Below are 23,954 nucleotides of genomic sequence, written 5' to 3'. Positions count from 1 at the left end.
GTCCAGCTCGGCGTTTTCGGCGCGGAAGCGCACTCCGGTGCGCTGAGCACCGAAAACGTCGAGATGGGCCCGTATCCGAAGCGGGTGACCGCCGCTCTAGCAGGAGGCGCTCCGGACGGCGGGCTACTCGTCGTCCACCATGTCCGGATAGTCGCCGGGCGCGAGGTTGTCGAACCTCGTGCACGACGAGGTGAACCGCGTGAGCACCTTGCCCGTCGGCCCGTTGCGCTGCTTGGCGACGATGAGCTCCGCGATGCCTTTGCTGTTGGTGGTCTCCGGGTTGTAGTACTCGTCGCGGTAGATGAAGATGATGTTGTCGGCGTCCTGCTCGATGGCGCCCGACTCGCGGAGGTCCGACAGCTGAGGGCGCTTGTCCTTGGTGGTCCGGGTCTCGACCGCGCGGTTCAGCTGGGAGAGCGCGATGACCGCCACCTTGAGCTCCTTCGCGAGCTGCTTGAGCCCGCGGGAGATCTCGCTGATCTCCTGCTCGCGGCTGCTCACGCCGTCGCGCCCCTTCATGAGCTGCAGGTAGTCGATGACGACGAGCCCGACGCGCCGCCCCGAGTTGCCGTCGCTCGGCGGCCGGTCGTACTCGGCCTGGATGCGCCGCACCTTGGCGCGTAGCTCGAGCAGGCTGATCGCCGGCGTGTCGTCGATCCAGATGGGCAGGGTCGACAGGAAGGACGCGGCCTCGGTCAGGCGGCGCCAGTCGTCGGGCTGCAGGAAGCCCTGGCGGAGCTTGCCGACGTCGACGCGGCCCTCGCTGCAGACCATACGTGTGGCGAGCTGCTCGCGCGGCATCTCGAGCGAGAAGACCGCGGCGCCGAAGCCGGGCTCGTGCCGCTCGATGCCGTGCCCCGCCTGGTCGGGGCCGGGGGAGCTCACCGTGCGCGGCGACGCCACGTTCACGGCGAGGTTGAGGACGAACGACGTCTTGCCCATGCCGGGGCGCGCGGCGACGATCGAGAGGTCGCCGTCGTGCAGGCCGGCCGTCTTGGCGTCGAGCTTCTCGTACCCGGTCGAGATGCCCGTGATGCGATCGCCGCGCTCCGCGGCCGCGGTGATCTGCTCGAACGCGGCCTTGAGCACCTGGGCGATCGGCTGCGTCGACGTCCCCTGGGGCGTGCGCGCGAGCTGGTAGACCGCCTGCTCCGCGCCGTCGATGAACTCCTGCACCACGCCGACGTCGCCGTACCCCTCGGCCGCGACGCGCTGGCACGTGGCGATGAGCTGGCGCACGCGCCACTTCTCGTAGACGACGCGCGCGTGCGCGCCGACGTGCGCGACCGCCGGCGTCGCGTCCGCGAGCTGGGCGAGGTACGCCGCGCCGCCCACCTGGGCGAGGCGCTCCCGGTCGCGCAGCCAGGAGGCGACCGAGACGATGTCGATCGGCGTGCCGCCGGACGCGAGCTCCTGCGCGGCCTCGTAGATGCGGCTGTTCGCCTCGCTGTAGAAATGCTCCGCCTTCAGGATCTCGAGCACCCGATCGAGCGCGTCGCGGTGCAGCAAGATGGCCGACAGCACCGCCGCCTCGGCGTCGAGGTCGTGCGGCGGTACCCGTCCGGCGACGATGGGAGGCTCGATCCTCTGGGGCCGCTGGCCGCGGCGCTCCATCATTCTCATCATCCGTGCATCTCCTCCCCACCGATTGCCCCCATCCCGCCCCGAGCTTTTCCACAGGTGCCGAAATGGGCGACGCCCCGAAGGCGCAGCGGTCCTTCGGGGCGTCGGGTGCAGGGTCGAGTTCCGTCTATCAGAACATGGGCCGCGCTGAGAAAGATTTGTGTTTGCATTGCAGTGAGCGTTCGTGCGGTGGGCATCTCAATGCAGGTTCCACGTTCGAGGGGCGCTCCGCCGCGCCGCGCCGCGGGGGCGCGGCGCGGTGAGGCGCCGCCGGCGGCGGCGAGGTATGGAAATTGAGCAACCCCGGTCTCATCGCCATTTCCTTTCCCGCTTGACTCAGCTGCGATGACGCTTCGCGCCCGGGCATGCGCCGTCGCGGGAGCCGCCATTGTGGATCACAAAACGCGTCAAACAAGGATTGAACCCACCGAGGTGATCTGCGTGGGTGAAGCGCTGTGGGACCTGTACGCGCCGGAGGGCATTCCGCTCGAGCGGGCAAAATTGCTGCGCCGCGTACCGGGGGGCGGCGCGGTGAACACCGCGATGGCGCTCGCCCGGCTGGGCGTCCCGTCGGGGGTGTGCGCCGCGCTGGGCGACGACGCCCTGGGGCGCGGGCTCAGGGACGAGGTCGCCGCGGCCGGCGTCGATGTGGGGCGGCTCGCGCTGGGCGCGGCGCGCACCGGGCTCATGCTCGTGGCGATCGCGCGGGGCGAGGCGCGCTTCGCCGGCTACCGGCAGGGCGAGCTCGAGGCGCGCGAGCTCGCCGCGGCGATGCCCGCGCGATGGCAGACCCGGGTCGTGCACTTCACCGGGATCGCGCCGGTGCGCGGGGCGATCGGCGCGATCGCGCGGGCGGCCGCGGGCGCCCGCCGCGAGGGGTGCGCGGTCTCGATCGACGTCAACGCGCGCCCGCGGATGTGGCCGCGCGCCGGGCGCGCCGCGGCGCCTGCGGGGGCGGGCGCCGGGACGGGCGACGGCGTGCGCGGCTGCTTCCGGCTGTTCGCGCAGGCGGATCTCGTGAAGTGCAGCACCGGCGATCTCGAGGTGCTGGGGACGACGGCGCGCGCGCTCCGCGAGCGGCTCCGGCCCGAGGCGACGCTGGTCGTCACGGACGGCGCGCGGGCGACGCTCGTGCTCGGCCCCGAGGGCGAGCGCGCGGTCGCGCCGCGCCCGGTGCGGCCGCTCGATCCGACGGGCGCGGGCGACGCGTTCTGCGCCGGGATGCTGGCGAGCCTCGCCTGGGAGGCCCGGGCGCGGTGGGCCGATCCGGCGCTCATGCTGCGCGCGGTGGCGCGGGGGCACGACGTCGCGCGGGCGTGGGTGAGGCGGAAGCGCGGATGAGGCGGAAGCGCGGGCGAGCCGCGCGTAGCGGGCGAGGCGGAAGCGCGGGCGAGCCGCGCGTGGCGGGCGAGGCGGAAGCGCGGGCGAGCCGCGCGTGGCGGGCGAGGTGGAAGCGCGGGCGAGCCGCGCTTCCGGGGACGCTACTTCGCGGCGACCGTGACCTCGACCGACGCCGTGATGGACGGGGCGAGGCGGAGCGTCACGGTGTGGGCGCCGAGCGTCTTGATCGTGTCGCTCTCGATGCGGCGCCGGTCGACGCTGAAGCCCTGCGCGGCGAGCGCCTCTTCGATGTCGCGCGCCGTGACCGAGCCGTACAGCTTGTCGCCCTCGCCGACCGGGCGGCTGATGGTCAGCTTCACCTGGTTGAGCTTGGCCGCGAGCTGCTCCGCCTCGGAGCGCGTCTTCGCGGCGCGCGACTCGGCGACCCGCTTCTCGTGCTCGATGCGGGACACGTTCTCGGCGGTGGCGCCCACCGCGAGGCCGCGCGGGATGAGGTAGTTGCGCGCGAAGCCGGGGCGAACCTTCACGAGCTCGCCGCTCTTGCCGACGTTGTGGAGGTCCTCCGTGAGGACCACATGGATGTGGGTTGCCATGATCGACCTCCTACGCCGTCACGGTGAACGGCAAGAGCGCGATGTTGCGCGCGCGCTTGATCGAGAGCGTCACCTTGCGCTGATGGCGCGCGCAGTTGCCGCTGATGCGGCGCGGGACGACCTTGCCGCGCTCCGAGATGAAGTACTTGAGCGCCTGCGGGTCCTTGTAGTCGATGACCAGCGCCTTGTCCGCGCAGTAGCGGCAGACGCGCTTCCGGCCCGTGCGGCGGCGCCCGGGGGCGTCCGCGTTCAGGTCGGGCGTGCGCCCGAAGTCGCGATCGTCGTAGTCAGCGCCGCCGTTGCGGCCCATGTCGTTGTTGCGGCCGTTCATTGTCAGCTCTCCTCCTCGTCGGCGGCGCCTTCCGTCTCGCTCTCTTCAGCCTCGTCGAGGTCGCCCGCCGGGGCCGCCTCGGAGCTGCGGTCGACGCGGCGCTCCGGCTCGATGAGGCCGAGCTGCCGCTCGCGCGAGTCGTCGCGGTCGTCCTCGAGCGGCGCGAGCTCGAGGCGCTCGAACTTCACGTCCTCGTCGGCGACCGTGAGGCTCTGGACCTCGATGTCGTTGCGCACGAGCACCGTCTGGTACTTCAGCACGCCGTCGGCGAGGCGCAGGTTGCGCTCGACCTCGGAGACGACCTTCCCGCCCCCGAGGTACTTCAGGTACACGTACACGCCGCGGCGGTGCTTGGCGATGTCGTACGCGAGGCGGCGGCGCCCCCACGTCTCGACCTTGGTCAGACGACCGGCCTCGCGGCTCACGACCTCGGCGAGGCGCGTCCCGATCCGCTCGGCGCCGTCGGCGTCGATGTCGGGTCGCAGGATGTAAATGGTTTCGTACTCTCTGGCGCGCCCGGGCGCCGTTACTTGTCGGCTCATTCTTCGATCTTCCCTCTCGGCCTGTGGCCCCGGGGCGACGCCCCGGAGCGAGGAAAGGAGCAGCTTGCCGAGCGGCGCGAGCGCCGGCTCGACAACCTGTCTCCGTCGAGGATCAGGGCTTCTGCGTCGGGGGGAGGGGACCCCTCTCCCCCTTCGCGGCAGGGGCCGGGTCTGTCGGCCCGTCCCCTTCGCCCTTCTGCCTCTTGCCCGGCTTGGGCCGGGTATTTCGAACGTTCATCGCGGCGTCGAAGCCGCGGGCGGCGACTTCTAGCACACTTTGGACAGCTTGCTTCAAGCAGTCGGGCAGGCCCGCGCGCTCGACCGCGTCGAACCCCGACAGCACGTAGCCCGCGACCTCGCCCCGGTAGCCCGGCGGCGGCCGCCCGATCCCGAGGCGGACGCGCCCGAAGTTGCCCGTCCCGCAGTGCGCGATGATCGAGCGCAGCCCGTTGTGCCCCGCGTGCCCGCCGCCGACCTTCAAGCGAACCGTGCCGAACGGCAGGTCGAGCTCGTCGTGCAGCACGATCAGCGAGGACGGCGCGACCTTGAAGAAGGCCATCGCCGGCTGAACGCTGCGGCCCGACTCGTTCATGTAGGTCATCGGCTTGAGCAGGATCGCCGGCTGCCCGGCGATCTCCGCCTTCGCGTGCACGCCCGAGAACTTCTCGCGGAACGGATCGGCCCGGACCTCGTCGGCCAGCGCGTCGATGGCCATGAAGCCGACGTTGTGCCGGTGAGCGGCGTATTCCTTGCCCGGATTTCCCAGGCCGACCACGAGCAGCATGGCGAGCGGGTTCTGCTGGATCCCCGGAATCCTTGGGACAGAGGCGGGCTGCGATGCGCGGGGGCGCGGCGCAGGGCGGGGCGGGCCGCGCGCGCCTCGGGGGGCCGAGGCGAGGGGCGGCCCACGCCCGGTCCGGGGCTACTTCTTGTCCTTCTTGTCGCCCGCGGGGGCGGCGCCGCCCTTGGCGGGGGCAGCCGCGCCGCCGGCAGGCGCAGCGGCCGCGGCCGGCGCGCCGGCAGCCGGCTTCGCCTCGTCCTCGGCGCCGGCCTTCTCGGGCGCGTTGACGACCGCGATCGTCTGCTCGTCGGCGAGCAGGGCCTTCACGCCCTCGGGCAGCGTCAGCCCGCTCGCCTTGTACGACTCGCCCATGTCGAGCTCGGTTACGTCGATCTCGATGAACGACGGGATCTTCTCGGGCAGGCAGCGCACCGGGATCGTGCGGAAGATCTGCTGGAGCACGCCGCCGGTGACCACGCCCTTCGGCTTGCCCACGGTGCGGAAGGGGATATGCACGTCGACGGGCTGGTCGAGCTTCACCTGGATGAAGTCGGCGTGGACGAGCTCCCGCGAGATCGGGTGGTAGTCGTAGTCGCGCACCATGACGGTGAGCGTCTCGCCGTTCTCGATGGCGAGCTCGACCACGGAGTTCTTGCCGTGGTCGGAGCCGAGCACCTGAAGGAGCGCCTTCGGCGAGACGGCGACCGACAGCGGCGCGAGCTCGCGCCCGTAGGCGATGGCGGGAATCTGTCCGGCGCGGCGCAGGCGGCTCGACGCGCTCTTGCCGCTCTCCTCGCGCCTCGTGGCGTTGAGCTTGATGATCTCCATGACGACGGCTCCAGAAGTGATCCGGAGGCCCGCGGTGCGCGGTCCACTCCGGCGTAGGGTGCGGCGCTATAGCAGAACGAGAAAAGGAAAGTCGAGCCTTCGTCGCCGGGCAGCGGCGTTTTTTGTGGCGGGAGCGCGGGCGACCTGCGCCGCCGGGGTCCCTTTCGCAAGGTTCCGCCGGTTCCGCCGGACGCGCGCCGCCGGTCAGACGAAGAGCGAGCTCACCGAGTCCGAGTGATGGATGCGGCGGATCGCCTCGGCGAGCAGCCGCGCCACCGAGACGACCTTGAACTTACCGGAAGCCCTCGCCTCGTCCGAGAGCGGGATCGAGTTCGTCACCACGACCTCGGTGAGGGGGGAGTCCTTGATGCGCTCGACGGCCGGACCGGACAGGACCGGGTGCGTGGCGCAGGCGGCGACGCTCCTGGCGCCCTGCTTCATCAGGGCGTTGGCGGCGTTCACCAGGGTGCCGGCGGTGTCGATGAGGTCGTCGAGGATGAGGCACTGCTTGCCGGCCACCTCGCCGATGATGTTCATGACCTCACTCTCGTTCGCCCGCTCGCGGCGCTTGTCGATGATCGCCAGCGTGCCCTGGAGGCGCTTCGAGTAGGCGCGGGCCCGCTCGACGCCGCCGGCGTCCGGCGAGACGATGACCACGTCCCTGCCGTAGTGCTCGCGCAGGTGATGGTCGAGCAGCGCCGGCATCGCGAACAGGTGGTCGAACGGGATGTTGAAGAAGCCCTGGATCTGCCCGGCGTGCAGGTCGAGCGCGACGATCCGGTTCACCCCGGCGGCGACGATGAGGTCGGCGACCAGCTTCGACGTGATCGGCGTCCTCGGCGCGACCTTCCGGTCCTGCCGGGCATAGCCGTAGTAGGGGATGACCGCCGTGATCGAGCCGGCCGAGGCGCGGCGGAGCGCGTCGACCATGATCAGGAGCTCCATCACGCTGTCGTTCACCGGCGAGCAGGTGGGCTGCACGACGTAGGTGTCGACGCCCCGGACGTTCTCCTGGATGACGCAGAACGTCTCCCCGTCGGAGAAGCGCGACACGCGCGACTTCCCCATGGGTTGCTCGAGGACCTGACAGATTTCCTGGGTAAGTGCGAAATTGGCGTTGCCGGAGAAGATACTGACTCTCTTGAACACGGCGCGCCTCCAGCCCATTTAGGGGAGCGCGGCTCTATCAGCCGGACATGGGGCCGTCAAGCGGCTCTGTACATCGGATGCTTGGCTGTACATGCGTATCGTGCCGGGCGGCTCCCCTGACCCTGGCTTGCCCACCGGCTTTTCGTTGGGCGGTGCTTCGGGTTAGGTAGCGTCTGTGGAGTATTTTGCTGCCGCCGCTGGCGGGCAGGGCGGGCGCGCCGCGGTCGGGCCGCGGGGCAGCCTCGTCATCATCGGCAACTTCGACGGCGTCCACCGGGGGCACCAGGCGCTGCTCGCCGACGCGGCGCTCGACGCGGAGCGGCGGGGGCTCTCGCCGGTGGCGCTCACGTTCGCGCCGCACCCGGCGAGCGTCCTTGGCCGGACCCCGCCGCCGACGCTGACGGCGCTGCCGCGCAAGATCGAGCTCATCCGGCGCGTGCAGCCGGCGATCCGGGTGGACGTGGTGACGTTCGATCGCGCGTTCGCGGCGCAGACGCCGGAGGAGTTCGTGCGGCGCGTGCTGCTCGATCGGCTCGCCGCGCGCGTCGTCCTGGTCGGCGCGAACTTCCGGTTCGGCCACGGGCGCGCCGGCGACTTCACGACGCTCGGGCGCCTCGGCGAGGATCTCGGCTTCGAGACGCGATCGCACCCGCTCGTGGGCGACGCCGAGGGGGCGTGGTCGAGCACCCGCGTCCGCGCGGCGATCGCGCGCGGGGATCTGGAGGCGGCCGAGCAGATGCTGTCGCGCCCGCACATGCTGTCCGGCGTGGTCGCGCAGGGGGCCAAGCGGGGCCGGACCATCGGCTTCCCCACCTGCAACCTCGACGAGATCGAGGAGGCGCTCCCGCCGTTCGGCGTGTACGCGACGCTCGTCGATCGGGTGGCGCCGTCGGGCCGCGCGATCGCGCTCGCCCGCGGCGTGGCGAACCTCGGCGTGCGGCCGACGGTCGAGCCGTCGAAGCAGGCGCGGCCGAACCTCGAGGTGCACCTGTTCGACATCGACGAGGATCTCTACGGCGCGGCGCTTCGGGTGCACCTCGTCGCCCGGCTGCGCGAGGAGCGGCGGTTCTCGGGCCTGCCGGAGCTCAAGGCGCAGATCGCGCGCGACGCCGAGGCTGCGCGCGCGCGGCTCGCGCCGCTCGCCGCGGATCCGGCGGCGGAGGGCGCCTTTCGCTGAGCGGCCGCGCGCCGGTGGGCGCGCGGCGGATGTGGTAGCGTCCACGGCGATGGAGCGCCGGGAGCTCGACGGGCTGACGCGGGAGGAGCTGATAGCGCGCGCCGAGGGGCTCGGGGTGCCGCGGCCGCGCGTGCTCACGAAGGCCGAGCTCGTCGACGAGATCCTGGCGCGCACCGCGCAGGGGGAGCCGGAGCGGGCCCGGCTGCGCGGCTTCCTCGGGCGGGCGCGCGATCTGCTCTCGCGCGTGGTCGAGCGCGGCCTGCACATGCCGGAGACCGCGCGCGCGCTGCGCGGCGAGGCCCCGCCCGAGCAGTGGCCGCCGCCCCCGCCGCCGCCGCGGGCCACGACGACGCTGGCCGAGATCTACGCGTCGCAGGGGCACACGGACCGGGCGATCGCCGTGCTCGACGAGATCCTCGAGCGCGAGCCGCAGCACGAGGACGCGCGGCGGCTCCGGGAGCGGCTGATCGAGCAGGCGCAGCGCGCGCAGGGCGAGGGGACGGAGGCGCAAGGCGCAAGGGTGGGGGCTGCGGAGGCGGAGGACGCGGAGGCGGAGGACGCGGAGGCGGAGGACGCGGAGGCAGAGGAGGCCGGGGCGGAAAGCGCGGATGCGAAGGAGGCCGAGGCCGAAAGCGCGGATGCGGAGGAGGCCGAGGCCGAAAGTGCGGATGCGAAGAAGACCGGCGTCGAGGCCGCGGAGGAGGCCGGTGTCGAGGCCGCGGAGGAGACCGGCGTCGAGGCCGCGGAGGAGACCGGCGTCGAGGCCGCGGAGGAGACCGGTGCAGAGGCCGCGAAGGACACCGGCGCCGAGGACGCGAAGGACACCGGCGCGAGCGAGCAGCCCGAGGCCCCCATCCCGGGCGAGCAGGATCGTCAGCCCGAGCCCGTTTCCGCGGCTCCCGACCACGAGCCGGCACAGCCGCCGCGAGATCCCTCTCCCCCGGAGGCTCCGCCGCCGGCGGCCATCGCGGAGCGCGTCGTCGCGGGCGCGGCGCCGGGCCTCGCTGCGGCCTTGCAGGACGCGCGCGCGGAGCTCCCGGCGCGGTACGACCTCGACGAGGTCGTCGGCCTCGCGGTCGATCCGGAGACGCTCTACGTCTACTGGGAAGTGCGCCCGCGGACGCTCGCGCGAGCGCGCGCGCGCCGCCCGCGAGGGCAGCTCGTGATCCGCGTGGTCGCGGTGCTCCCGAGCTGGGAGAGGCCGGTGGTCGAGCAGCGGGATCTCGCGATCGACGCGCTCTTCGGCGACATGTTCGTGCGCGACATCCCGGCCGGCTCGCACCTGCGGATGTGCACGGGCTGGCTCGACGGCGACGTGTTCGAGCCCTTCGCGGTGGGCCTCGAGGTCGCTGCGCCGCGCGCGGTGCCGCTCGCGCCGAGGTCGCCCACGCCGGGGCCGGACGCTTCCGCGCAGGCGGCGCCGCAGGACGAGGTCCCGGCGGACCACCCCGCCGGGCCGACGCGCGACGCAGAGCCGCACCTCGAAGGCGCCGGCGGCCATGCGCCGTCCGCGGCGTCCGGCGCGCTCGACGCGGCAGCAGCGTCGCTGCCCACCTCGGGCGCGAGCGGTCAGGCTGGGGAGAGCGCCGCCGCGTCATACGCTGGGGGCGCGGGCTCCGCGATCGCACCTCCGCCGGCCCCGAGCGCGCCTGCCGTGAGCGTCGCCGCGCCACCCGGGGCGGCCGAGGCAGCGCCCGTCGCCGGCAGCGATGTGGCCAGGGCTGCCGCACCCGCGGCCCGCGACATCGCCGCGGAAGCTGCCGCGCCGGCCGCGGGCAGCGACGCCGCTCCCGAAGCCGTCGCGCCAACCCCGCTCGGCGACCCCGCGGCCGACGCCGTCTCGCCCGACCCCGGCGCGGCGATCGCCCCAGGACCAGCGCTCGCCTCGCCCCGCGAGGGGCCGCCCCGCTTCCCCTCGGGCGCGGCGCCGACCGCGGAGGCGCTCGCGCGGGCGGTCGCGGCGACCCGCGAGCCGCCCCTCGAGGGGCAGGTCGCGGCGACCCGCGAGCCGCCCCTCGAGGGGCCGCCCCGCTTCCCCTCGGGGACGGTGCCGACCGCGGAGGCGCTCGCGCAGGCGGTCGCGGCGACCCGCGGCGGGTCGAGCGACCTGCTCCGGGCAGGCGGCGGCAGCGCCTGGCCGGGGCCCGTCGGCCAGCCTCACGCCAGCGAGGCCTTCCGGCGCGCCGGCGCCGAGCGGCCACGGTCCCTTGGCGGTGCGAGCGAGCTGCGCGCCGGCGCCGACCGATCTCGGCCCCCCGGGGGCGCGAGCGAGCTGCGCGCCGGCGCCGAGCGCTCTCGGCCCCCCGGCGGCGGAACCGAGCTGTGGCGGAGCTTCGCCACCGCGGCGCGCCCGCCCTCGGGGAGCCGCTGAGCGAGCCGGACGACCCGTTCACGCAACTGGCGGCGCGCGGCGGTCGACCCAGCTCGCGTGCAACCGAACCACCGATCCCTCGCCACCCCCGTTCTCTCCCTCCTCGGCGCGCTCGCCTGCGCCCTGTCCGCGCCCGAGGCGCGCGCCGAGCTCCCCTTCGACGATGAGCCGACCGCGCTCGACCCGCGCGTGGACCGCATCGACGCCGCGCCCCACGAGCTCTGGGCCGCGTCCCCGGGGCGCGCGCAGCCGCTCTGGATCTCGCTCCAGCTCGGGCTCGCGCGGCTCGAAGGCGGCGAGCGCTCCCTCAGCGGCATGCTGCTCGCGAGCATCCCCCTGGAGCGGCTCTCCGATCGCCCTGGCGTGCCCCCTCCCTCCGCCGTCGCCGAATCCGAGGCGCCGCGGCTGAAGCCTGCTCCTCCGAGCCCACCCCGCGCGGCGCCGGCGCCCGATCCCGCGGGGGCGCCTCCCGCGACGCCTCCCCCACCGCCGCCGGCCGAGGTCGAGCCCGAGCTCCCGCTGCCGATCCGGGTCACGCCGGCGATGGCCCGCGCCGCCGTCGAGGCGGCGCTGCGGCAGTCGCGCCTGCTCGACCCCGAGGCGCGCATCGACGCCATCGCGTCGCGCGCCCGGACGTCGTCGCTGCTCCCGGAGCTCCGGCTCCGCGTCTCGCGCCTCGTCGACGAGGCGGAGAACCTGGCCCCCACCCAGTACGATCCGGCGCGGAGGACGGCCTCCGGCGGCACCAGCCTCTGGCTCGAGGCGCGCGCGACCTGGCGGCTCGATCGCCTGGTCTTCGCCGACGAGGAGATCGCCCTGGAGCGCCTCCGCCGCGATCGCGCCGAGCTGCAGGCCAAGCTCACGGCCCGCGTGCTCGACCTGCTCTTCGCCTGGCAGCGCGCCGTCGCGCTCTCGGCCGATCCGGGGCGGAGCCCCGAGGAGCGCCGCGCCGCCGCGCTCGCGGCCCTCGAGGCCGAGGCGTCCCTCGACCTGCTCACCGGCGGCTGGATGGCGCGCTGGCGCGCCGCGCGCGAGTGAGGCCGCGCGCTACAGGATGGTCTGCGAGAGCGTCACCTTGCGCCTGCCGGTCCCGGTGTCCCCGTCGGTGTCCGTGACGGTCACCTCGACGTCGACGACCTTCCCGAGCAGCTCGTCGATCGTCCGCTCCCCGTCGAGCCGGAACCGCAGCCCGGCGAGCTTGCAGAAGCCGCCCTCGTCCTGGTCCAGGGTGAAGATGACCCGGAGCGGCTCGATGGCGTAGTCGAGCTCGGGCACGGCGCCGTTCACCACCGTGATCGAGCCGGACTGCCGGAGGTTCTTGAGCCGGATGGCGACGAAGATGTGGTAGCCGCCCTGCGGTCCGGCCTCCACCTGGACCTCGTCGAGATCATCGAGCGCGAAGTAGTCGGCCTGCCCCTCGCCGACGACGACGACCGGCGCGCCCCCGCCGGCCGGCTTGCAGGCGTCCGGCGCGGCGTCCGCCTTCCACGAGTCGCTGTACGGCTCGAGCCGCCGGGGATCCACGTCGGGGGCGCTGCAGCCGCCGGCCACGCAGGTCCGCGGCGCCGGGCACGTGGGATCCCCGGGCGCGACGACGCACTCCTGCTCGAGGCGCACGCGGAGCAGCAGCGTGCGGCCGCCGATCACCCGCGTCGACGCGGCGCGGACGAGCACCGGCCGCTCCGCGTCCTCCGCCCCGAAAGCCTCCAGGGAGATCTCCACCGCCGTCCCGTCCTCGAGATCGCGGAAGAAGAGCTCCCTCGGGAAGAACAGCTGCCCGCTCCCGTGCGTCAGCACGTCGTCGCGGAGCAGCTCGCCGCCGGCGCGCAGGACCACGCGCAGCCGATCGAGCTCGGCGCCGGCGCGCAGCTCGCTCGTCAGCCCGATCACCACGGTCCCGATGGTCGGTCGCGGAGCGCCGCAGCCGGCGAGGACCAGGAAGCAGAGCGCGAGGGCGGCGAGCAGGGGAGGGCGCATCGGCGTGGGCGACCGGGCGGCGGGCGGGGCGCTACTCGATGCCCTCGAGCGCCGCCAGGAACACGTCCGGGCCGACGAAGTCGTTGAAGCGCTTCCGCTCGGCCCCGGTGGAGTCGTAGATCACCACCGTGGGCAGGCCGACGACCTTGTACTTGCCCTTCACCGCGTCGACCTGCGGATCCTCGTCGTCCGTCGCGTCGACCTTCACCGCGACGAAGTGCGCCGCCTTGGCCATGACGCGCGGATCCGAGAAGGTGTCCTTGTCGAGCTGCTTGCAGGCGCCGCACCACTCCGCGGTGAAGTCGACGAGCAGCGGGCGCTTCTCCGCCTTCGCCTTCGAGACGGCCACCGGCTCCTGGTGCAGCCACGTGAGCTGCCGCGGCGCGGCCTCGCCGGCCACCGCCGACGGCACGGGCGAGGCGAGCCTCGGCAGATCCAGGCTCGCGACGAGCAGGAAGCCGCAGGTCACCGTGAGCGCGATCCCGAGCCCCTTGCGGGCCTTCACCCCGACGCCGCCGTCGTCCCAGGACAGGTGCACCGCGCCGAGCACGAGGCCGACCACGACCAGCCCGGCCATCACCGCCATGAACTGCGGCGTGGGCTGCGCGAGCGACGACAGCGCCGGGAACGTCGTCTTCAGGAAATACAGCGCGACGATCAGCATCACGATCCCGAAGAACGACTTCACGCCGAGCATCCACTTGCCGCCCTTCGGCAGCGCGACCGCGAACGCGCCGACGAGCCAGAACGGCAGGCCGAGCCCGATCGCGAAGGTGGCGCCGACGAGCGCCCCGAGGCCGATGCTCTGGGTCTTCCCGATCCAGAGGATGATGCCGGTGAGGACGGGCCCGGTGCACGGCGCCGCGACGAGGCCGCTCACCAGCCCGAGCAGGAACGCGCCGCCGTAGCCGATGCCGCCGACCTGCGAGAGCCGCTGCATCAGCGAATCGGGCAGCGCCATGTCGAACGCGCCGAACATGGAGAGCGACAGCGCGATGAACACCGCCGCGATGCCGACGATGACCCACCGGTTCGAGAGCACGCTGCCGAACAGGCTGCCCGTGAGCGCCGCGACCACGAGCATCGTCGTGAAGAGCACGACGATCCCGAGCACGAAGCTCGTCGAGAGCAGCATCGCCTCGCGCCGGGACTTCGCCTCCCGCGCCCCGAAGATGCTCACCGTGATCGCGATCATCGGGTACACGCACGGCGTGAGGCACGTGAGCAGGCCGCCCGCGAGCGCGGCGAGCCCCGCGAACACCGGGCCCGCCTGGAGGCCGCGGGTGAACAGATCCGGCTGATCCGCGGCCAGGGCGAGCGCGGGGCACGCGAGCACCGAGAGCGCCACGAGCGCCGCGAGCGCGCGCCCGAGCGCCCCGGCCGCGCCGCGCGCGTCGCGTCGACGAACCGCCGGGGCGGCGCCGGCGCTTCCCATGAAACGAGTCGAAGCGGTCATCACGGAGGTTCTATAGCAAAGCGATCGCCCCCGTGCGGCGCGCGGCCGTCCGTTCAGGCCGGCATCAGCGCTTCGGGAGGGACGCCAGCGTCTGGCGCGCGGCCTCGATCTCCCCCCCGAGCGCGATCGCGACCGCGGCCCGCCCCGAGGTGCTCCGCTGGACGAAGGCTTCCAGGTATTTCTTGGCTTCGTCCCAGCGACGGTCGAAGTAAGCCATCTGCCCGAGCACGAAGCGGCCGTACCCCTGGCCCGCCGGCACCTCCGAGAGCCGGTCGATCAGCGCGCCGAGCCCCTCCACCGCCTTGCCGCTCTCGCACTGCACCACGGCGAGGTGCCCCTGGTAGAGCGGCTTGTCCCGCGTGCCCCAGCGCGCCGCGCGCGTGAGCGCGCCGATCGCCTCGTCGTACCGGCGCGCCAGGTGGTACACGCTGCCCAGCGTCCACCAGTGGAACGCCCGCCGGCTCGCCGGCCCCGTGCGCGCCGCCAGCCGGAGGTGACCCACCGCCCCGTCGATGTCCCCGAGCGCCTGCTTCGCGCGCGCCGCGTCCTGGTGGGCGACGTCGCGCAGCACGCCGAGCGAGAGGACCTGCTCGGCCACCTCGGCCGCCCGCTCGAAGCGGCGCGTCTCGAAGTAGGCGAGGTAGAGCTGGCGCAGCAGCATCGCCTGCGTCGTCCGATCGAGCGGCCCCCGGAGCGACAGGCCCCGCCGCGCCCAGAGCGCCCGGGAGCGCGGCGTCTCCGCGACCAGCGCCCGCCGCAGCATCTCCTCCGGCGTCAGCGTCTTCGCCGGCGCGCGCCGCCGCGGCGCATTGCTCGGCCGCTTCTCTCGTGGAGCGCCCCGCCCCGCGTCCTCCCCGCCGCCCGCAACGACGCTGCCCGCAACGACTTTCGCCGTCGACTTCGTGCGGCGCCCCCCAGAGCCCGTCCGGACGGATCGAGCGCCGTCCACGCTGTCACCGTGCTCGCTCGCCTTGCGCACAGAAAGCAATCGTAACAGACCTGCACACGCGTTCCAGCACGACGCGAGGTTTCCATCTTGACTCGGGCCGGCGAGGCTCCGGCGGCCCATGGCCGGGCGTCGGGGCCGGCGGCCGTCGGTTTCCGGCTGGGTTCCGGCCGGGAGCTGGACCCGGTTGCGCCCCACCGGGCGTGGCGCCATCGTCGCGGCCATGCCTCGCCGCCCTGGCTCTACTTCCCTTCTGCGGAGGCGGCGTTCCGTCTCCACGGTCACCGGCTGTCCGCGTCGGGGCCGGGTCCTCTGGCTCGCGTCGTGTCTGGCCCTCGTCGGCGGCGCGTCGCTCGCGGCCGGGTGCGGGCACCCGGCGAGCCGCGACGAGTGCGAGGCCATCTTCAAGCGGAGCGCGGAGATCGAGCTCCGGGCCCAGAACGTCGTCGACCCGAAGGTCGTCGAGGAGCGCACGGCGGCGGTGCGGGACGCCCGCGGCAAGGAGCTCATCGACCGGTGCGTCGGGCGGCGGATCACGGACGCCGCCATGGCGTGCGTCCGGCAGGCGACCACCCCGGAGCAGGTCGATACGTGCCTGGAGTGACGCGGCCGGCGACGCGCGCCGACGTGCTGGCGACGCTGGCCATCGTGCTGCTCGTGGTCGGGGTCGTCGCCGGGCGCGCCGCGCTCCGCCGCCTCTCGCCGCGCCCGACCCCCGAGGCGTGCGCCGCGCTCCTCGATCGCTATGTCGAGCTGGCGCTGCGCGCGGCCACGCCTGAGCCCGCCGTGTCCGAGGTGGCCGAACGGCAGGCGATGGCGCGGGCGGCCGCCGGCGAGCGCGGCTTCGTCCGCTGCGAGGCCGACCTCACCCGGACCGAGGTGGCGTGCGCCCTGCAAGCGGGCAACGCGGACGACCTGGAGCGCTGTCTGCCCTGATCCGACGGCCCGCCTCGCGCGGCGTGCGGCGCGGGGCGGAGCCCCGAGAGCGCCAGGCCAGCGGACGACCGGCTCCGACATGCGCCCCCACCGTGAAGGAACGGGGGGCACGTTGCGGATCGTTCCTGGCGCGCCGTGCTGTGATAGTCTCGGCCGTGGCGAGCGCTCCCCGGTGGCGCGATCTCCTCACCTCCCCAACCTCGGATTGCCTGTCGTGAAAGCCCCGTCGCCCTTGCTCGGCTTCAACAACAACGTCCGGCACAAGGGGCGGTTGTTCCACATACAGACCGAGGACTCGGGCATTCGCCACCCGCACATCATCACGCACCTCTTCGCCGACGGCGGGCGCATCCTCAAGACCACGAAGACGTCGTACGCGGAGCACGTCGGGCAGGCCTCGCTCGCCGAGACGGTGCGCGGCATGATGAAGGAGCAGCACAAGGCGATGTTCATCGCCCTGCGCGACGGCCACTTCGACTACCTCTTCGACGACAGCGCCGCGCCGCCCGTCTCGGCCCCCGCGGCCGCGGCGCCCGCCGCTCCCGAGCCGAGCAAGGCCGCGCGGCCGCCGGCCCCGTCGTCGCCCGAGGTCCCGAGCGCGCCGAAGCCGCCCCCGCCGTCCCGGCCCCTCGCGTCGCCCGTCGTGCCGCCCCTCGCGCCCGAGGCGGCGCCGCGCCCGAAGCCGGCCCCCGCGCCGACGCCGCCGCCGAGGCTCGCCGCGCCGCCCGCGAGGCCGGCGGTCGCGCCCGCCGCTGCGCCGCCGGCGCGCGCCGCGGCGCCCGAGCCGGCGCCCGCGCCGGCCAGCGCGCGCCCGCGGCTCGAGCTCGATCCGGTCGGGATCCAGGGGCTCGGCGGCGGCGGGCGCGCGGCCAGCCCGTTCACCGGCAGGGCCGTGCGCCCGGCGGCGCCGGAGATCAAGAAGTCCGAGCCGTCCATCGATCTCGATCTCGACGCGCTCGAGCGCGCCGCGGCCGAGGCGCAGACGCCGTTCTTCCAGCAGATCCAGGACCTCCCGCCGCCGCCCGCGTCGGTGATCGGGCGGCGGTCGGAGTCCGCGGCCTCCGGCGCCGGCGTCTACAGCAACGTCCACCCGGAGCAGCCCTCGCCGCCGCCCGCGGCCCCCGTCGCGGTCGAGCACTTCACGGGCAACCCCGGCTCCGGCCGCTACGCGGCCTCGCGCCCGGCGAGCATCTTCGCCACGAACCGGCCGCAGGAGGGCGCGTCGATCTTCGGTGAGGATCTCATCAGCGAGAAGTCGCTGGACGAGGTGATCCTCAGCTACCTCGCGGAAGATCTCGACAGCCCGCCGGAGAAGAAATAATCGGGCTGCCGCCTTTCGTGGCGGACGCGTGGGGCAGGCGCGTGGGGGTCAGGCGCGTGGAGCGAGCGGCGGTCACCTGATGAGCTCGGATCGGACCGCAGGGGACGACGAGGGGACGCGCCGCCGCGGCGCGGCCCTGGCCCGCATCTGGCTGCGGCCGATGTCGTATCTCCTCGGCGTCAGCATGGCGACCCTGTCGGTCGTCTACCTGCTCGACATCGCGCGGCACGGGAACGAGCGCCTCCCGATCCGGGAGGTGCTGTTGCACATGTCGCCGAGCGACGCCGAGCACATCATGGGCGGCATCGGCGAGGTCATCGCCGCCATCCTCGGCATCGTCATCACGGTCGCCTCCATCATCGTGCAGCTCGCCGCGAACCGGTACACGCCGCGGATCACCGAGATGTTCTTCCGCGACCGGACGAACATGGTCGTGATGGGCTTCTTCGTCGTCAGCGCGGTGTTCTCGCTGTGGGTCAACTTCTCGATCCGCGTCGGCGAGGGCTCGACCGAGCACGCCTTCGTCCCGACGTACGGCGTCCTCGTCACCATGGGGCTGCTCACCGCGAGCCTGCTCATGATGGCGCCCTACTTCCTGTACGTGTTCGACTTCGTCGAGCCCGACAACGTGGTCGGGCGGATCAAGCGGAGCGGCATCGAGCAGGCGCTGCGCCCCGCGGATCACGAGAGCGACGGCGAGGTCGACGAGCGGCGGGTGACGGCGCTCTCGTCGCTGGAGCAGCTCGCCGACGTGGCGCTCAACGCGATCGACCAGAAGGACAAGGGCATCGCGTCGAAGACCGTCGACTCGCTGTCGGAGCTCGTCGTCGCGTACCTGCCGCACAAGGCGACGCTCGATCCGCGCTGGTTCCAGATCCGCGACCGCCTCGCCAAGGACGCCGACTTCGTGAGCATGAACGCCGAGGCGCTCGGCAAGCTCTCGGCCACGCGGACCTGGCTCGAGTACAAGGCGCTCCGCCAGTTCCTGATGGTCTACCGCGAGGCGCTCACGGCGATGCCCGATCTCATCACGCGCGTCGCGATCGACACGCGCTACATCGGGCAGACCGCCATCGCCGCGGGGGACCGGGCGGCCGTCGCGGTCGTCGTGAAGTTCTTCAACACCTACATGCGCCGCTCGCTCAACGCGAAGGACATCGCCGCGGCCTACAACAACCTGAACCAGTACCGCTACCTCGCCGAGGAGCTGCTCAAGGCGGGCTGGGGGGATCAGGTCCTCGAGATCGCTCGGCATTTCAAGTACTACGCGCAGACGGCGCACGCGATGGGGCTCGCGTTCCTGACCGAGACCGTCGCGTTCGACCTCTGCGTGGTCAACGAGCGCGCGTACGACCTCCACGCACCTGCCCGGGATGAGCTGCTCCAGCTCTTCCTCGAGGTGGACAAGGAGGCCGAGCTCGACCAGCAGGAGCCGTCGCTCCGCGGCGTCCGCAAGGCGCAGGTCAAGCTCGCCACGTACTACCTGCAGAAGGGCGAGGAGGCGCTCGCGCGGCGGATCTACCGCGACATGCGCGACGAGCGGCCCGACCGGCTGCGCTCGATCCGCGCGGAGCTCCTGGCCGTGACGAGCAACGAGTTCTGGGAGATCAACGACCGGGGCGCGGTGTTCGAGTACATCGAGCCCGAGCGGCGGCAGCTCATCCACCGCTTCTTCGAGTGGTTCCCGGCGACGACCATGCGGGAGCCGATCCGCGAGGAGCAGACGCAGGAGTGACGGGGCGTCCGGCGCGCTCGAGCCGGAGCCGGGGCGCTGTACACGCAGGCTGGATCCGCGCCGGGCATCGACGCGACGATTCCTGCGGCGCGCGGGCGGCGATAGGATCGGGCATGCGCTCCCTGCACCCCCTCGATCCAGCGCAGGAGGGCTAGCCTCGACGAACGCCGAGGTCCCGCGCCGCACACACCCGAGATGCCCGCCTCACGCCCGCGTCGCAAGCATGCCGCGTCCGATCCTCCGCCGGAGCTGTTCGCCGGCAAGTACCGGCTCGTCCGGATGCTGGGCAAGGGCGGCATGGGGGAGGTGTGGCTCGCCGAGCAGGAGCAGCCGCCGGGCTCCCTGCGCCGCGTCGCGCTGAAGCGGCTGGCCCCGCGGCCCGAGCTCGGCGACGTGGCGAGGGAGTCGTTCTTCGCCGAGGCGGAGGTGATCGCGCGGCTCGATCACCCGAACGTGGTGCGGCTGATCGAGCTCGGCGACTGCGAGGGCTCCGTGTACCTCGCGCTCGACTACATCGACGGGCCCGCCGTCGATCGCGTGCTCAGGAAGGTGGGCGCGCTCTCGCCGCGCGCGGTGGCGTACCTCGGCCGGGAGATGGCGAGGGCGCTCGAGGCGGTGCACAGCCTGCGCGAGGCCGACGGGCGGCGCTACGCGGTCGTCCATCGCGACGTCTCGCCCTCCAACATCTTGATCGCGCGGGATGGCCGCGTTTGCCTGACCGACTTCGGGGTCGCGCGGATCCCGGGCCTCGCGGGCGAGCAGGCCGACGGCGCCGTGTTCAAGGGCAAGCTCCCGTACATGCCCCCGGAGCTCGCGCGCGGCGAGCCGTTCGACGGGCGCGCGGACGTGTTCTCGCTGGGGCTCACGCTCCTCGAGGCGCTGCTCGGCAGCCGGGTGCGCAAGGCCGACACGCAGGCGCAGCTGATCATGCGCGTCGCGTCGACGCCGGTCCCGCGCGCGCGCGAGCTCTTGCCCGACCTGTGCGCGCCGCTCGCGGACGCGCTCGACGCGGCGACCGAGTTCCGCGTCGACAAGCGCATCGCCAGCGCGGGCAAGCTGGCCGAGGAGCTCGAGCAGGTCCTCCGCGGGATGGGGCACGGCGCCGAGCACGAGGCCAGGAGCGAGCTGAAGGAGCACGTCGAGGCGTACATCGCGCGGGCGGGCTCGCTGAGCGGCGCCGGCTGCTACGCCTCGCCGTCGCTCCCGCCGGCGAGCGGGCCGGGGCAGAGCTCGCCGGATCTCCTGGGGAGGGCGCTGTCGGGCGTGCCGGACGCTGCGTCCGGGGATCGCCCGTCGGGCCGCCCGTCGGCGCCGGACGCGCGGCGGAGCGCGCCGTCGCTCCGTGGGAGCGGCGCCCCGCGTCCGCCCGGCGCCGCGAAGGGCTCGCTCTCGGTGCAGTACCTCGATTTCGACGGACCGGAGGACACGCCGCCGCGCCCGCGCGCGCTCGCGGCGTCGACCACGCCGGAGGGCGAGCTCCAGCGGAGCCGCGCCGCGGCGGAGGCCTCGGGCGGCGCGGCGGCGGGGCAGAAGACCGGCAGGGCGAGCGCGGCGGGCAGGGCGAGCGCGGCGGGCGCGGCGGGCGCGGCGAGCGCGGCGGGCAAGGCGAGCGCGGCGGGCGCGCCGGCGGGGGCGAGCAGCCTGGCTGGGGTGTCCGCGGCGCACGGCAGCGGGGAGAGCGCGCCGGACGAGGTGCCCGAGAGCGGCGGGCTCACCGCCGAGCAGCTGCGGCGCAAGCGGAGGATCTTCTTCGCGGGGCTGTTCGTGCTGGGGGCGATCGCGACGATCCGCCTGCTCGCCGTTTCCGGTTGCTAGAGCGCCGACCGATATCCAGGTGCGGCTGTAGGTACTAGGGCACAAGGTCGGTTCGTGGTTCGGACGTTCCGGCGGTGTACCGCGCGGCCCGGAGACCCGCCCGCAACGTCGAGGACGTCGCGCAGTCACATCGGTGCGGCTCACGCAAGCGGGAACATAGCTCGAGGTACGTACGCCGCGATGATTCCGACCGCCTACCACCTCACGTCACGCGCATGCGATCCGACCTCGGAGAAAGAAATTTGACCGCAGAGCCACAGAGAGCGCCGAGGACGCACAGTGTTTAATCGCTCCTTTCCTCGGTGCCATTTATGTCTGCATCTCCAATTGTTTCTCGCTGTCTCTGCTTTGGGGCCGACAACGGCAGCTCTCGCGGGTAGTTGGGCCGATACGTCCGGACGTGATGCGGCGGTGTTACCGCGCGGTCGATTCCACATGACAGACGCGCCCATCGGCGACGGACACCGCACATCCCTGACAATCTTCGGGAAGTGACTATATTGGAAAGCGCTTCGAACGGGCACTTCGCGAAGAAAGCCCTTGCGCTGGATCGTCTGTGGAACATGATGGGCCTCGTTGTCGCCGGACTGGCGCTAATTGGAGGTAATCATGAAGAAGATCCTTTCTCTGTCGCTTTGCGTCCTCGGCACTGTTGCGATCTCCGGCAATGCCATGGCGATCGATGTCAACAGGGCGCAGAACGTGACGCTCAGCTGGGACGATATCGAGGTCGAGGTGGGGAGGCTCGAGTTCAATCACTCGGCCTTCCGCTATGTCGATCTCTCCGCGCAGATCGGCAGCGATTTCGAGGCGTGCGAGATCGCGGTCAAGTGGATCGACGGCGGCGCCGCTGCGTTCCAGCAGAGCACCACGCTCTTCGTTGCCGAGAAGCTGACCTCGGGGAAGTTCGACTGCAACAACGACTTCGCTCCGCAAAACAAGACCACCGTGATCATCCTCTCCCCTCTGCACCGTAACCGGAACTTCGGGTTCGACATCTCGAAGCAGGTCCAGCCCGTCCTGGCGCTGTTCGCGGGGGAGTCGAGGGTCAACGGCGCCCTCACCGGCGCGATCACAGAGCGTCTGGCTGCCGGCGTTCAGGTCGACTTCGACTTCTTCACCACGCCTGCGCCTCTCACCGGGACTGAGCCTTCCGAGCCGTCTGAGCCTTCTGAATCGTGATCGATGCCTTGCCCGGACCGAGGCGCTGCGTAAGGCGCCCTCGGTCCGGGCGCGCTTCCTTGCACCGGACGACAGGACTGCTCGACCCGAGCCGGTCCTGACGGCAGACGCCGCCGGCGATCGCCGGCGGCGCTGAGCATTATTTACCAGGCACAAGGCGCGCGATCGCGGCCCTTCCTGGGCACGTTACCTGGAGAGAACACATGCAACCATGCAGCGTAAGGGATAAGCGTTCGCGAAAGGTCCCTGGCAAGGCCTGGCTCCTCGGCGGGCTCGTGCTCCTGGCCAGCGCCGTCTTCCTCATGGCTTGGCGCAACGACGAAGCGGCCCCCGCCAGGGCGCACGCCGTCGAGGGCGCGAAGGGCCGCTCCACCTATCGCAATCGTGCCCTCTTGCCGCCTCCGCCCGCGCCCAAGCAGGCCTCGGCGCCGAAGCCGACGATCTCCGGGTACGTCTTCAGCACCGAAGGCGATCCGGTCGCGGGAGCGACGGTCATCGCCATGACCTTTCAGACTGCGGGCAATCTCCTGTCGACGGCGGGCTCCGCCCAGAGCGACGAGCGTGGGCGCTTCCAGCTCGCCCTCCCGGAAGGGACGTACCAGCTCAGCGCCACCATGGAGGGATATGGCTCGACCTCGGCCCCGGCGCACAGCGGCGCGACGGTGAGCCTGGTGCTCCCGAAGAGCGGGGCGGTCATCGGGCATGTCTACGATGAGCGCAAGGAGCCTGTACGCCGCTTCACCATCACGGCCGTCACCTCGCTTCCCGAGATGCTCCCGGCGCCGCCGCCGCTCTGGACCAAGACGTTCGATAGCCCTGACGGCTCGTTCCGCGCGGACCAGTTCCCGAACTGGGCGGTGTTCCTCAAGGTGACCGCCGCCGGTCGCGCGCCGTCGTTTTCTCCGGCGCTCACCGTGGGGCCCGGGGAGACCAAGGAGGTGGATATCTCGCTCTCGAGCGGGTGCACCCTGGTGGGGAAGGTGGAAGATAAAACGGGCCTCCCGCTGCCCGACGTGCTCGTCGACGCGGAGTCGCGCCTGGGCGCCGGCTCGAACAGCGAGCTGTCCATGGCGTCGGCAGACGCGGTGCAGCAGGCGATGAGCGAGATGGATGGCGGCTTCCGCCTGGAGCATGTTCCCATGGGCGATGTCCGGGTTCGCGCGTACGACGGCGCCAACGCGGTGACCACGCTCTCGCTGAAGATCACGGAGTGCGACAAGCTCGATCCGATCAAGGTGGTCATGTCCCCCGGAGGCGGCATCGCTGGCGTGGCGCGCCGGGCCGATGGTTCACCGCTCTCCGGCGCGCGGCTCGTGCTCCATGGTCGCGCCACCGGGTTCGTGGAGAACGTGAGCGACGCCGACGGGCGCTTCCGCTTCGAGGAGCTGCCGCCTGGCATGGCGCGCCTCGAGCTGCGCTACGGCGAGCAGTCGATGATGCGGCCCGTCCGGGTCAAGGACGGGGAGATCACCGAGCTTGAGCTCAACCTTTACGAGGAAGGCACGGGCGAGATCCGCGGGCACGTCACCGCGCGGGACAAGCCCCTCGCCGGAGTCAAGCTCATGGTCACCGGCAAGCATGGGCAGAAAGGAGGGGTCAGCGTCTACTATCCGGTGACCGGCGAGGCCGGCGACTACCGCGTGCCATCGCTCCCCGATGGGGGGTACGTGATCACCGCATTGTCCACGATGGAAGGCGAGGTGGCGCACGTCAACGCCGGCGGCGTGACGACGGTGAATCTGGATGTGTCGACGAAGCCTGCCTCGGGGGATACGAAGTGATGCGTTGCAGGACGCTCCACCGACGCTCTCCGCTCCGTCGCTCGCGCACGCCGAGCACGCGGCGCGAGC

General features: G+C 72.7%; 21 protein-coding genes. 11 read left to right on the top strand and 10 right to left on the bottom strand.

All coding sequences use genetic code 11. The annotated features are described in order from the left end of the window. Nucleotides 1–123 precede the first annotated feature (123 nt). Nucleotides 124–1,626, bottom strand: a complete 1,503-nt coding sequence (gene dnaB, locus WMF20_RS39295) for a replicative DNA helicase (RefSeq protein ID WP_129579079.1) — start codon at nucleotides 1,624–1,626, stop codon at nucleotides 124–126. 342 nt (nucleotides 1,627–1,968) lie between these two features. On the opposite strand from dnaB, the gene WMF20_RS39290 reads away from it, so the two are divergent. Further along, nucleotides 1,969–2,964: a PfkB family carbohydrate kinase gene (locus tag WMF20_RS39290; protein ID WP_437606885.1), complete on the top strand. Its 996-nt coding sequence runs from the start codon at nucleotides 1,969–1,971 to the stop codon at nucleotides 2,962–2,964. A 140-nt stretch (nucleotides 2,965–3,104) separates the two neighbouring features. Here WMF20_RS39290 and rplI read toward each other — a convergent pair whose 3' ends face one another. The 6 genes from rplI to WMF20_RS39260 form a co-directional block, all read right to left on the bottom strand. After that, nucleotides 3,105–3,557 carry a 50S ribosomal protein L9 gene (gene rplI, locus WMF20_RS39285; protein WP_061629313.1) on the bottom strand — a complete coding sequence of 151 codons (453 nt, stop codon included), beginning with the start codon at nucleotides 3,555–3,557 and terminating at the stop codon, nucleotides 3,105–3,107. A gap of 10 nt (nucleotides 3,558–3,567) precedes the next feature. After that, nucleotides 3,568–3,888: a 30S ribosomal protein S18 gene (gene rpsR, locus WMF20_RS39280; protein WP_012239546.1), complete on the bottom strand. Its 321-nt coding sequence runs from the start codon at nucleotides 3,886–3,888 to the stop codon at nucleotides 3,568–3,570. 2 nt (nucleotides 3,889–3,890) lie between these two features. Then, nucleotides 3,891–4,430: a 30S ribosomal protein S6 gene (rpsF, locus tag WMF20_RS39275; RefSeq protein ID WP_437606884.1), complete on the bottom strand. Its 540-nt coding sequence runs from the start codon at nucleotides 4,428–4,430 to the stop codon at nucleotides 3,891–3,893. A 112-nt stretch (nucleotides 4,431–4,542) separates the two neighbouring features. Next, complete coding sequence (gene pth, locus WMF20_RS39270; protein ID WP_020740022.1) at nucleotides 4,543–5,214, bottom strand: aminoacyl-tRNA hydrolase; 672 nt, start codon at nucleotides 5,212–5,214, stop codon at nucleotides 4,543–4,545. A gap of 138 nt (nucleotides 5,215–5,352) precedes the next feature. Beyond that, nucleotides 5,353–6,039: a 50S ribosomal protein L25/general stress protein Ctc gene (locus WMF20_RS39265; RefSeq protein ID WP_129579076.1), complete on the bottom strand. Its 687-nt coding sequence runs from the start codon at nucleotides 6,037–6,039 to the stop codon at nucleotides 5,353–5,355. Nucleotides 6,040–6,243: 204 nt separating this feature from the next. Next, complete coding sequence (locus WMF20_RS39260) at nucleotides 6,244–7,206, bottom strand: ribose-phosphate pyrophosphokinase (protein ID WP_129579075.1); 963 nt, start codon at nucleotides 7,204–7,206, stop codon at nucleotides 6,244–6,246. A gap of 157 nt (nucleotides 7,207–7,363) precedes the next feature. Between WMF20_RS39260 and ribF the strand changes: the two genes are divergently transcribed. The 3 genes from ribF to WMF20_RS39245 are packed head-to-tail and all read left to right on the top strand — an operon-like array spanning nucleotide 7,364 to nucleotide 11,774. Next, complete coding sequence (gene ribF / locus WMF20_RS39255; protein WP_129579074.1) at nucleotides 7,364–8,365, top strand: riboflavin biosynthesis protein RibF; 1,002 nt, start codon at nucleotides 7,364–7,366, stop codon at nucleotides 8,363–8,365. Between the two features lie 49 nt (nucleotides 8,366–8,414). Beyond that, nucleotides 8,415–10,736, top strand: coding sequence for a tetratricopeptide repeat protein (locus WMF20_RS39250; protein WP_437606883.1), 2,322 nt, complete (start codon nucleotides 8,415–8,417; stop codon nucleotides 10,734–10,736). 57 nt (nucleotides 10,737–10,793) lie between these two features. Beyond that, nucleotides 10,794–11,774 (top strand): hypothetical protein, encoded by a 981-nt coding sequence (locus WMF20_RS39245; protein WP_437606882.1) that lies wholly within the window; start codon nucleotides 10,794–10,796, stop codon nucleotides 11,772–11,774. Nucleotides 11,775–11,783: 9 nt separating this feature from the next. Here WMF20_RS39245 and WMF20_RS39240 read toward each other — a convergent pair whose 3' ends face one another. From WMF20_RS39240 to WMF20_RS39230, 3 genes are all read right to left on the bottom strand, one after another. Further along, nucleotides 11,784–12,713, bottom strand: coding sequence for a hypothetical protein (locus WMF20_RS39240; protein ID WP_437606881.1), 930 nt, complete (start codon nucleotides 12,711–12,713; stop codon nucleotides 11,784–11,786). A gap of 31 nt (nucleotides 12,714–12,744) precedes the next feature. Then, nucleotides 12,745–14,169, bottom strand: a complete 1,425-nt coding sequence (locus tag WMF20_RS39235; protein WP_129579070.1) for a protein-disulfide reductase DsbD family protein — start codon at nucleotides 14,167–14,169, stop codon at nucleotides 12,745–12,747. Between the two features lie 64 nt (nucleotides 14,170–14,233). Next, the gene (locus WMF20_RS39230) at nucleotides 14,234–15,148 is read right to left on the bottom strand and encodes a tetratricopeptide repeat protein (RefSeq protein WP_437606880.1); all 915 of its coding nucleotides are present in this window, start codon (nucleotides 15,146–15,148) and stop codon (nucleotides 14,234–14,236) included. A 190-nt stretch (nucleotides 15,149–15,338) separates the two neighbouring features. Here WMF20_RS39230 and WMF20_RS39225 point away from each other — a divergent pair, with 190 nt between their 5' ends. The 7 genes from WMF20_RS39225 to WMF20_RS39195 all read left to right on the top strand — a co-directional run bounded on the left by WMF20_RS39225 (nucleotide 15,339) and on the right by WMF20_RS39195 (nucleotide 23,885). Beyond that, nucleotides 15,339–15,719, top strand: coding sequence for a hypothetical protein (locus WMF20_RS39225; protein WP_129579069.1), 381 nt, complete (start codon nucleotides 15,339–15,341; stop codon nucleotides 15,717–15,719). Beyond that, entirely contained in the window at nucleotides 15,707–16,051 is a 345-nt protein-coding gene (locus WMF20_RS39220; protein WP_437606879.1) for a hypothetical protein, read from the top strand. The genes WMF20_RS39225 and WMF20_RS39220 overlap by 13 nt, the downstream gene beginning before the upstream one ends. Nucleotides 16,052–16,265: 214 nt before the next feature. Further along, entirely contained in the window at nucleotides 16,266–17,372 is a 1,107-nt protein-coding gene (locus WMF20_RS39215; RefSeq protein ID WP_437606878.1) for a hypothetical protein, read from the top strand. 79 nt (nucleotides 17,373–17,451) lie between these two features. Continuing rightward, on the top strand, nucleotides 17,452–19,107 hold the full coding sequence (locus WMF20_RS39210) for a DUF2254 family protein (RefSeq protein ID WP_437606877.1): 1,656 nt from the start codon (nucleotides 17,452–17,454) through the stop codon (nucleotides 19,105–19,107). Between the two features lie 195 nt (nucleotides 19,108–19,302). Then, the gene (locus WMF20_RS39205) at nucleotides 19,303–20,922 is read left to right on the top strand and encodes a protein kinase domain-containing protein (protein WP_437606876.1); all 1,620 of its coding nucleotides are present in this window, start codon (nucleotides 19,303–19,305) and stop codon (nucleotides 20,920–20,922) included. Nucleotides 20,923–21,531: 609 nt separating this feature from the next. Then, complete coding sequence (locus WMF20_RS39200) at nucleotides 21,532–22,104, top strand: hypothetical protein (RefSeq protein WP_129579065.1); 573 nt, start codon at nucleotides 21,532–21,534, stop codon at nucleotides 22,102–22,104. Between the two features lie 275 nt (nucleotides 22,105–22,379). Continuing rightward, nucleotides 22,380–23,885, top strand: a complete 1,506-nt coding sequence (locus WMF20_RS39195; protein ID WP_437606875.1) for a carboxypeptidase regulatory-like domain-containing protein — start codon at nucleotides 22,380–22,382, stop codon at nucleotides 23,883–23,885. The last annotated feature ends 69 nt before the right edge of the window (nucleotides 23,886–23,954 follow it).

The organism is Sorangium sp. So ce834 (assembly GCF_051521425.1).
GTDB lineage: Bacteria > Myxococcota_A > Polyangia > Polyangiales > Polyangiaceae > Sorangium > Sorangium cellulosum_D.
This window is presented reverse-complemented; position numbering and strand designations above follow the sequence as displayed.

Excerpts from the sequence above, each read along its gene's own strand:
- WMF20_RS39200 (WP_129579065.1), top strand. The coding sequence starts at position 21,532 with ATGAAGAAGATCCTTTCTCTGTCGCTTTGCGTCCTCGGCACTGTTGCG.
- WMF20_RS39290 (WP_437606885.1), top strand. The coding sequence starts at position 1,969 with ATGACGCTTCGCGCCCGGGCATGCGCCGTCGCGGGAGCCGCCATTGTG.
- WMF20_RS39210 (WP_437606877.1), top strand. The coding sequence starts at position 17,452 with ATGAGCTCGGATCGGACCGCAGGGGACGACGAGGGGACGCGCCGCCGC.
- WMF20_RS39235 (WP_129579070.1), bottom strand. The coding sequence starts at position 14,169 with ATGACCGCTTCGACTCGTTTCATGGGAAGCGCCGGCGCCGCCCCGGCG.
- dnaB (WP_129579079.1), bottom strand. The coding sequence starts at position 1,626 with ATGATGAGAATGATGGAGCGCCGCGGCCAGCGGCCCCAGAGGATCGAG.
- rpsR (WP_012239546.1), bottom strand. The coding sequence starts at position 3,888 with ATGAACGGCCGCAACAACGACATGGGCCGCAACGGCGGCGCTGACTAC.
- WMF20_RS39250 (WP_437606883.1), top strand. The coding sequence starts at position 8,415 with ATGGAGCGCCGGGAGCTCGACGGGCTGACGCGGGAGGAGCTGATAGCG.
- WMF20_RS39205 (WP_437606876.1), top strand. The coding sequence starts at position 19,303 with ATGCCCGCCTCACGCCCGCGTCGCAAGCATGCCGCGTCCGATCCTCCG.
- rplI (WP_061629313.1), bottom strand. The coding sequence starts at position 3,557 with ATGGCAACCCACATCCATGTGGTCCTCACGGAGGACCTCCACAACGTC.
- rpsF (WP_437606884.1), bottom strand. The coding sequence starts at position 4,430 with ATGAGCCGACAAGTAACGGCGCCCGGGCGCGCCAGAGAGTACGAAACC.
- WMF20_RS39265 (WP_129579076.1), bottom strand. The coding sequence starts at position 6,039 with ATGGAGATCATCAAGCTCAACGCCACGAGGCGCGAGGAGAGCGGCAAG.
- WMF20_RS39225 (WP_129579069.1), top strand. The coding sequence starts at position 15,339 with ATGCCTCGCCGCCCTGGCTCTACTTCCCTTCTGCGGAGGCGGCGTTCC.
- WMF20_RS39240 (WP_437606881.1), bottom strand. The coding sequence starts at position 12,713 with ATGCGCCCTCCCCTGCTCGCCGCCCTCGCGCTCTGCTTCCTGGTCCTC.
- pth (WP_020740022.1), bottom strand. The coding sequence starts at position 5,214 with ATGCTGCTCGTGGTCGGCCTGGGAAATCCGGGCAAGGAATACGCCGCT.
- WMF20_RS39260 (WP_129579075.1), bottom strand. The coding sequence starts at position 7,206 with ATGGGCTGGAGGCGCGCCGTGTTCAAGAGAGTCAGTATCTTCTCCGGC.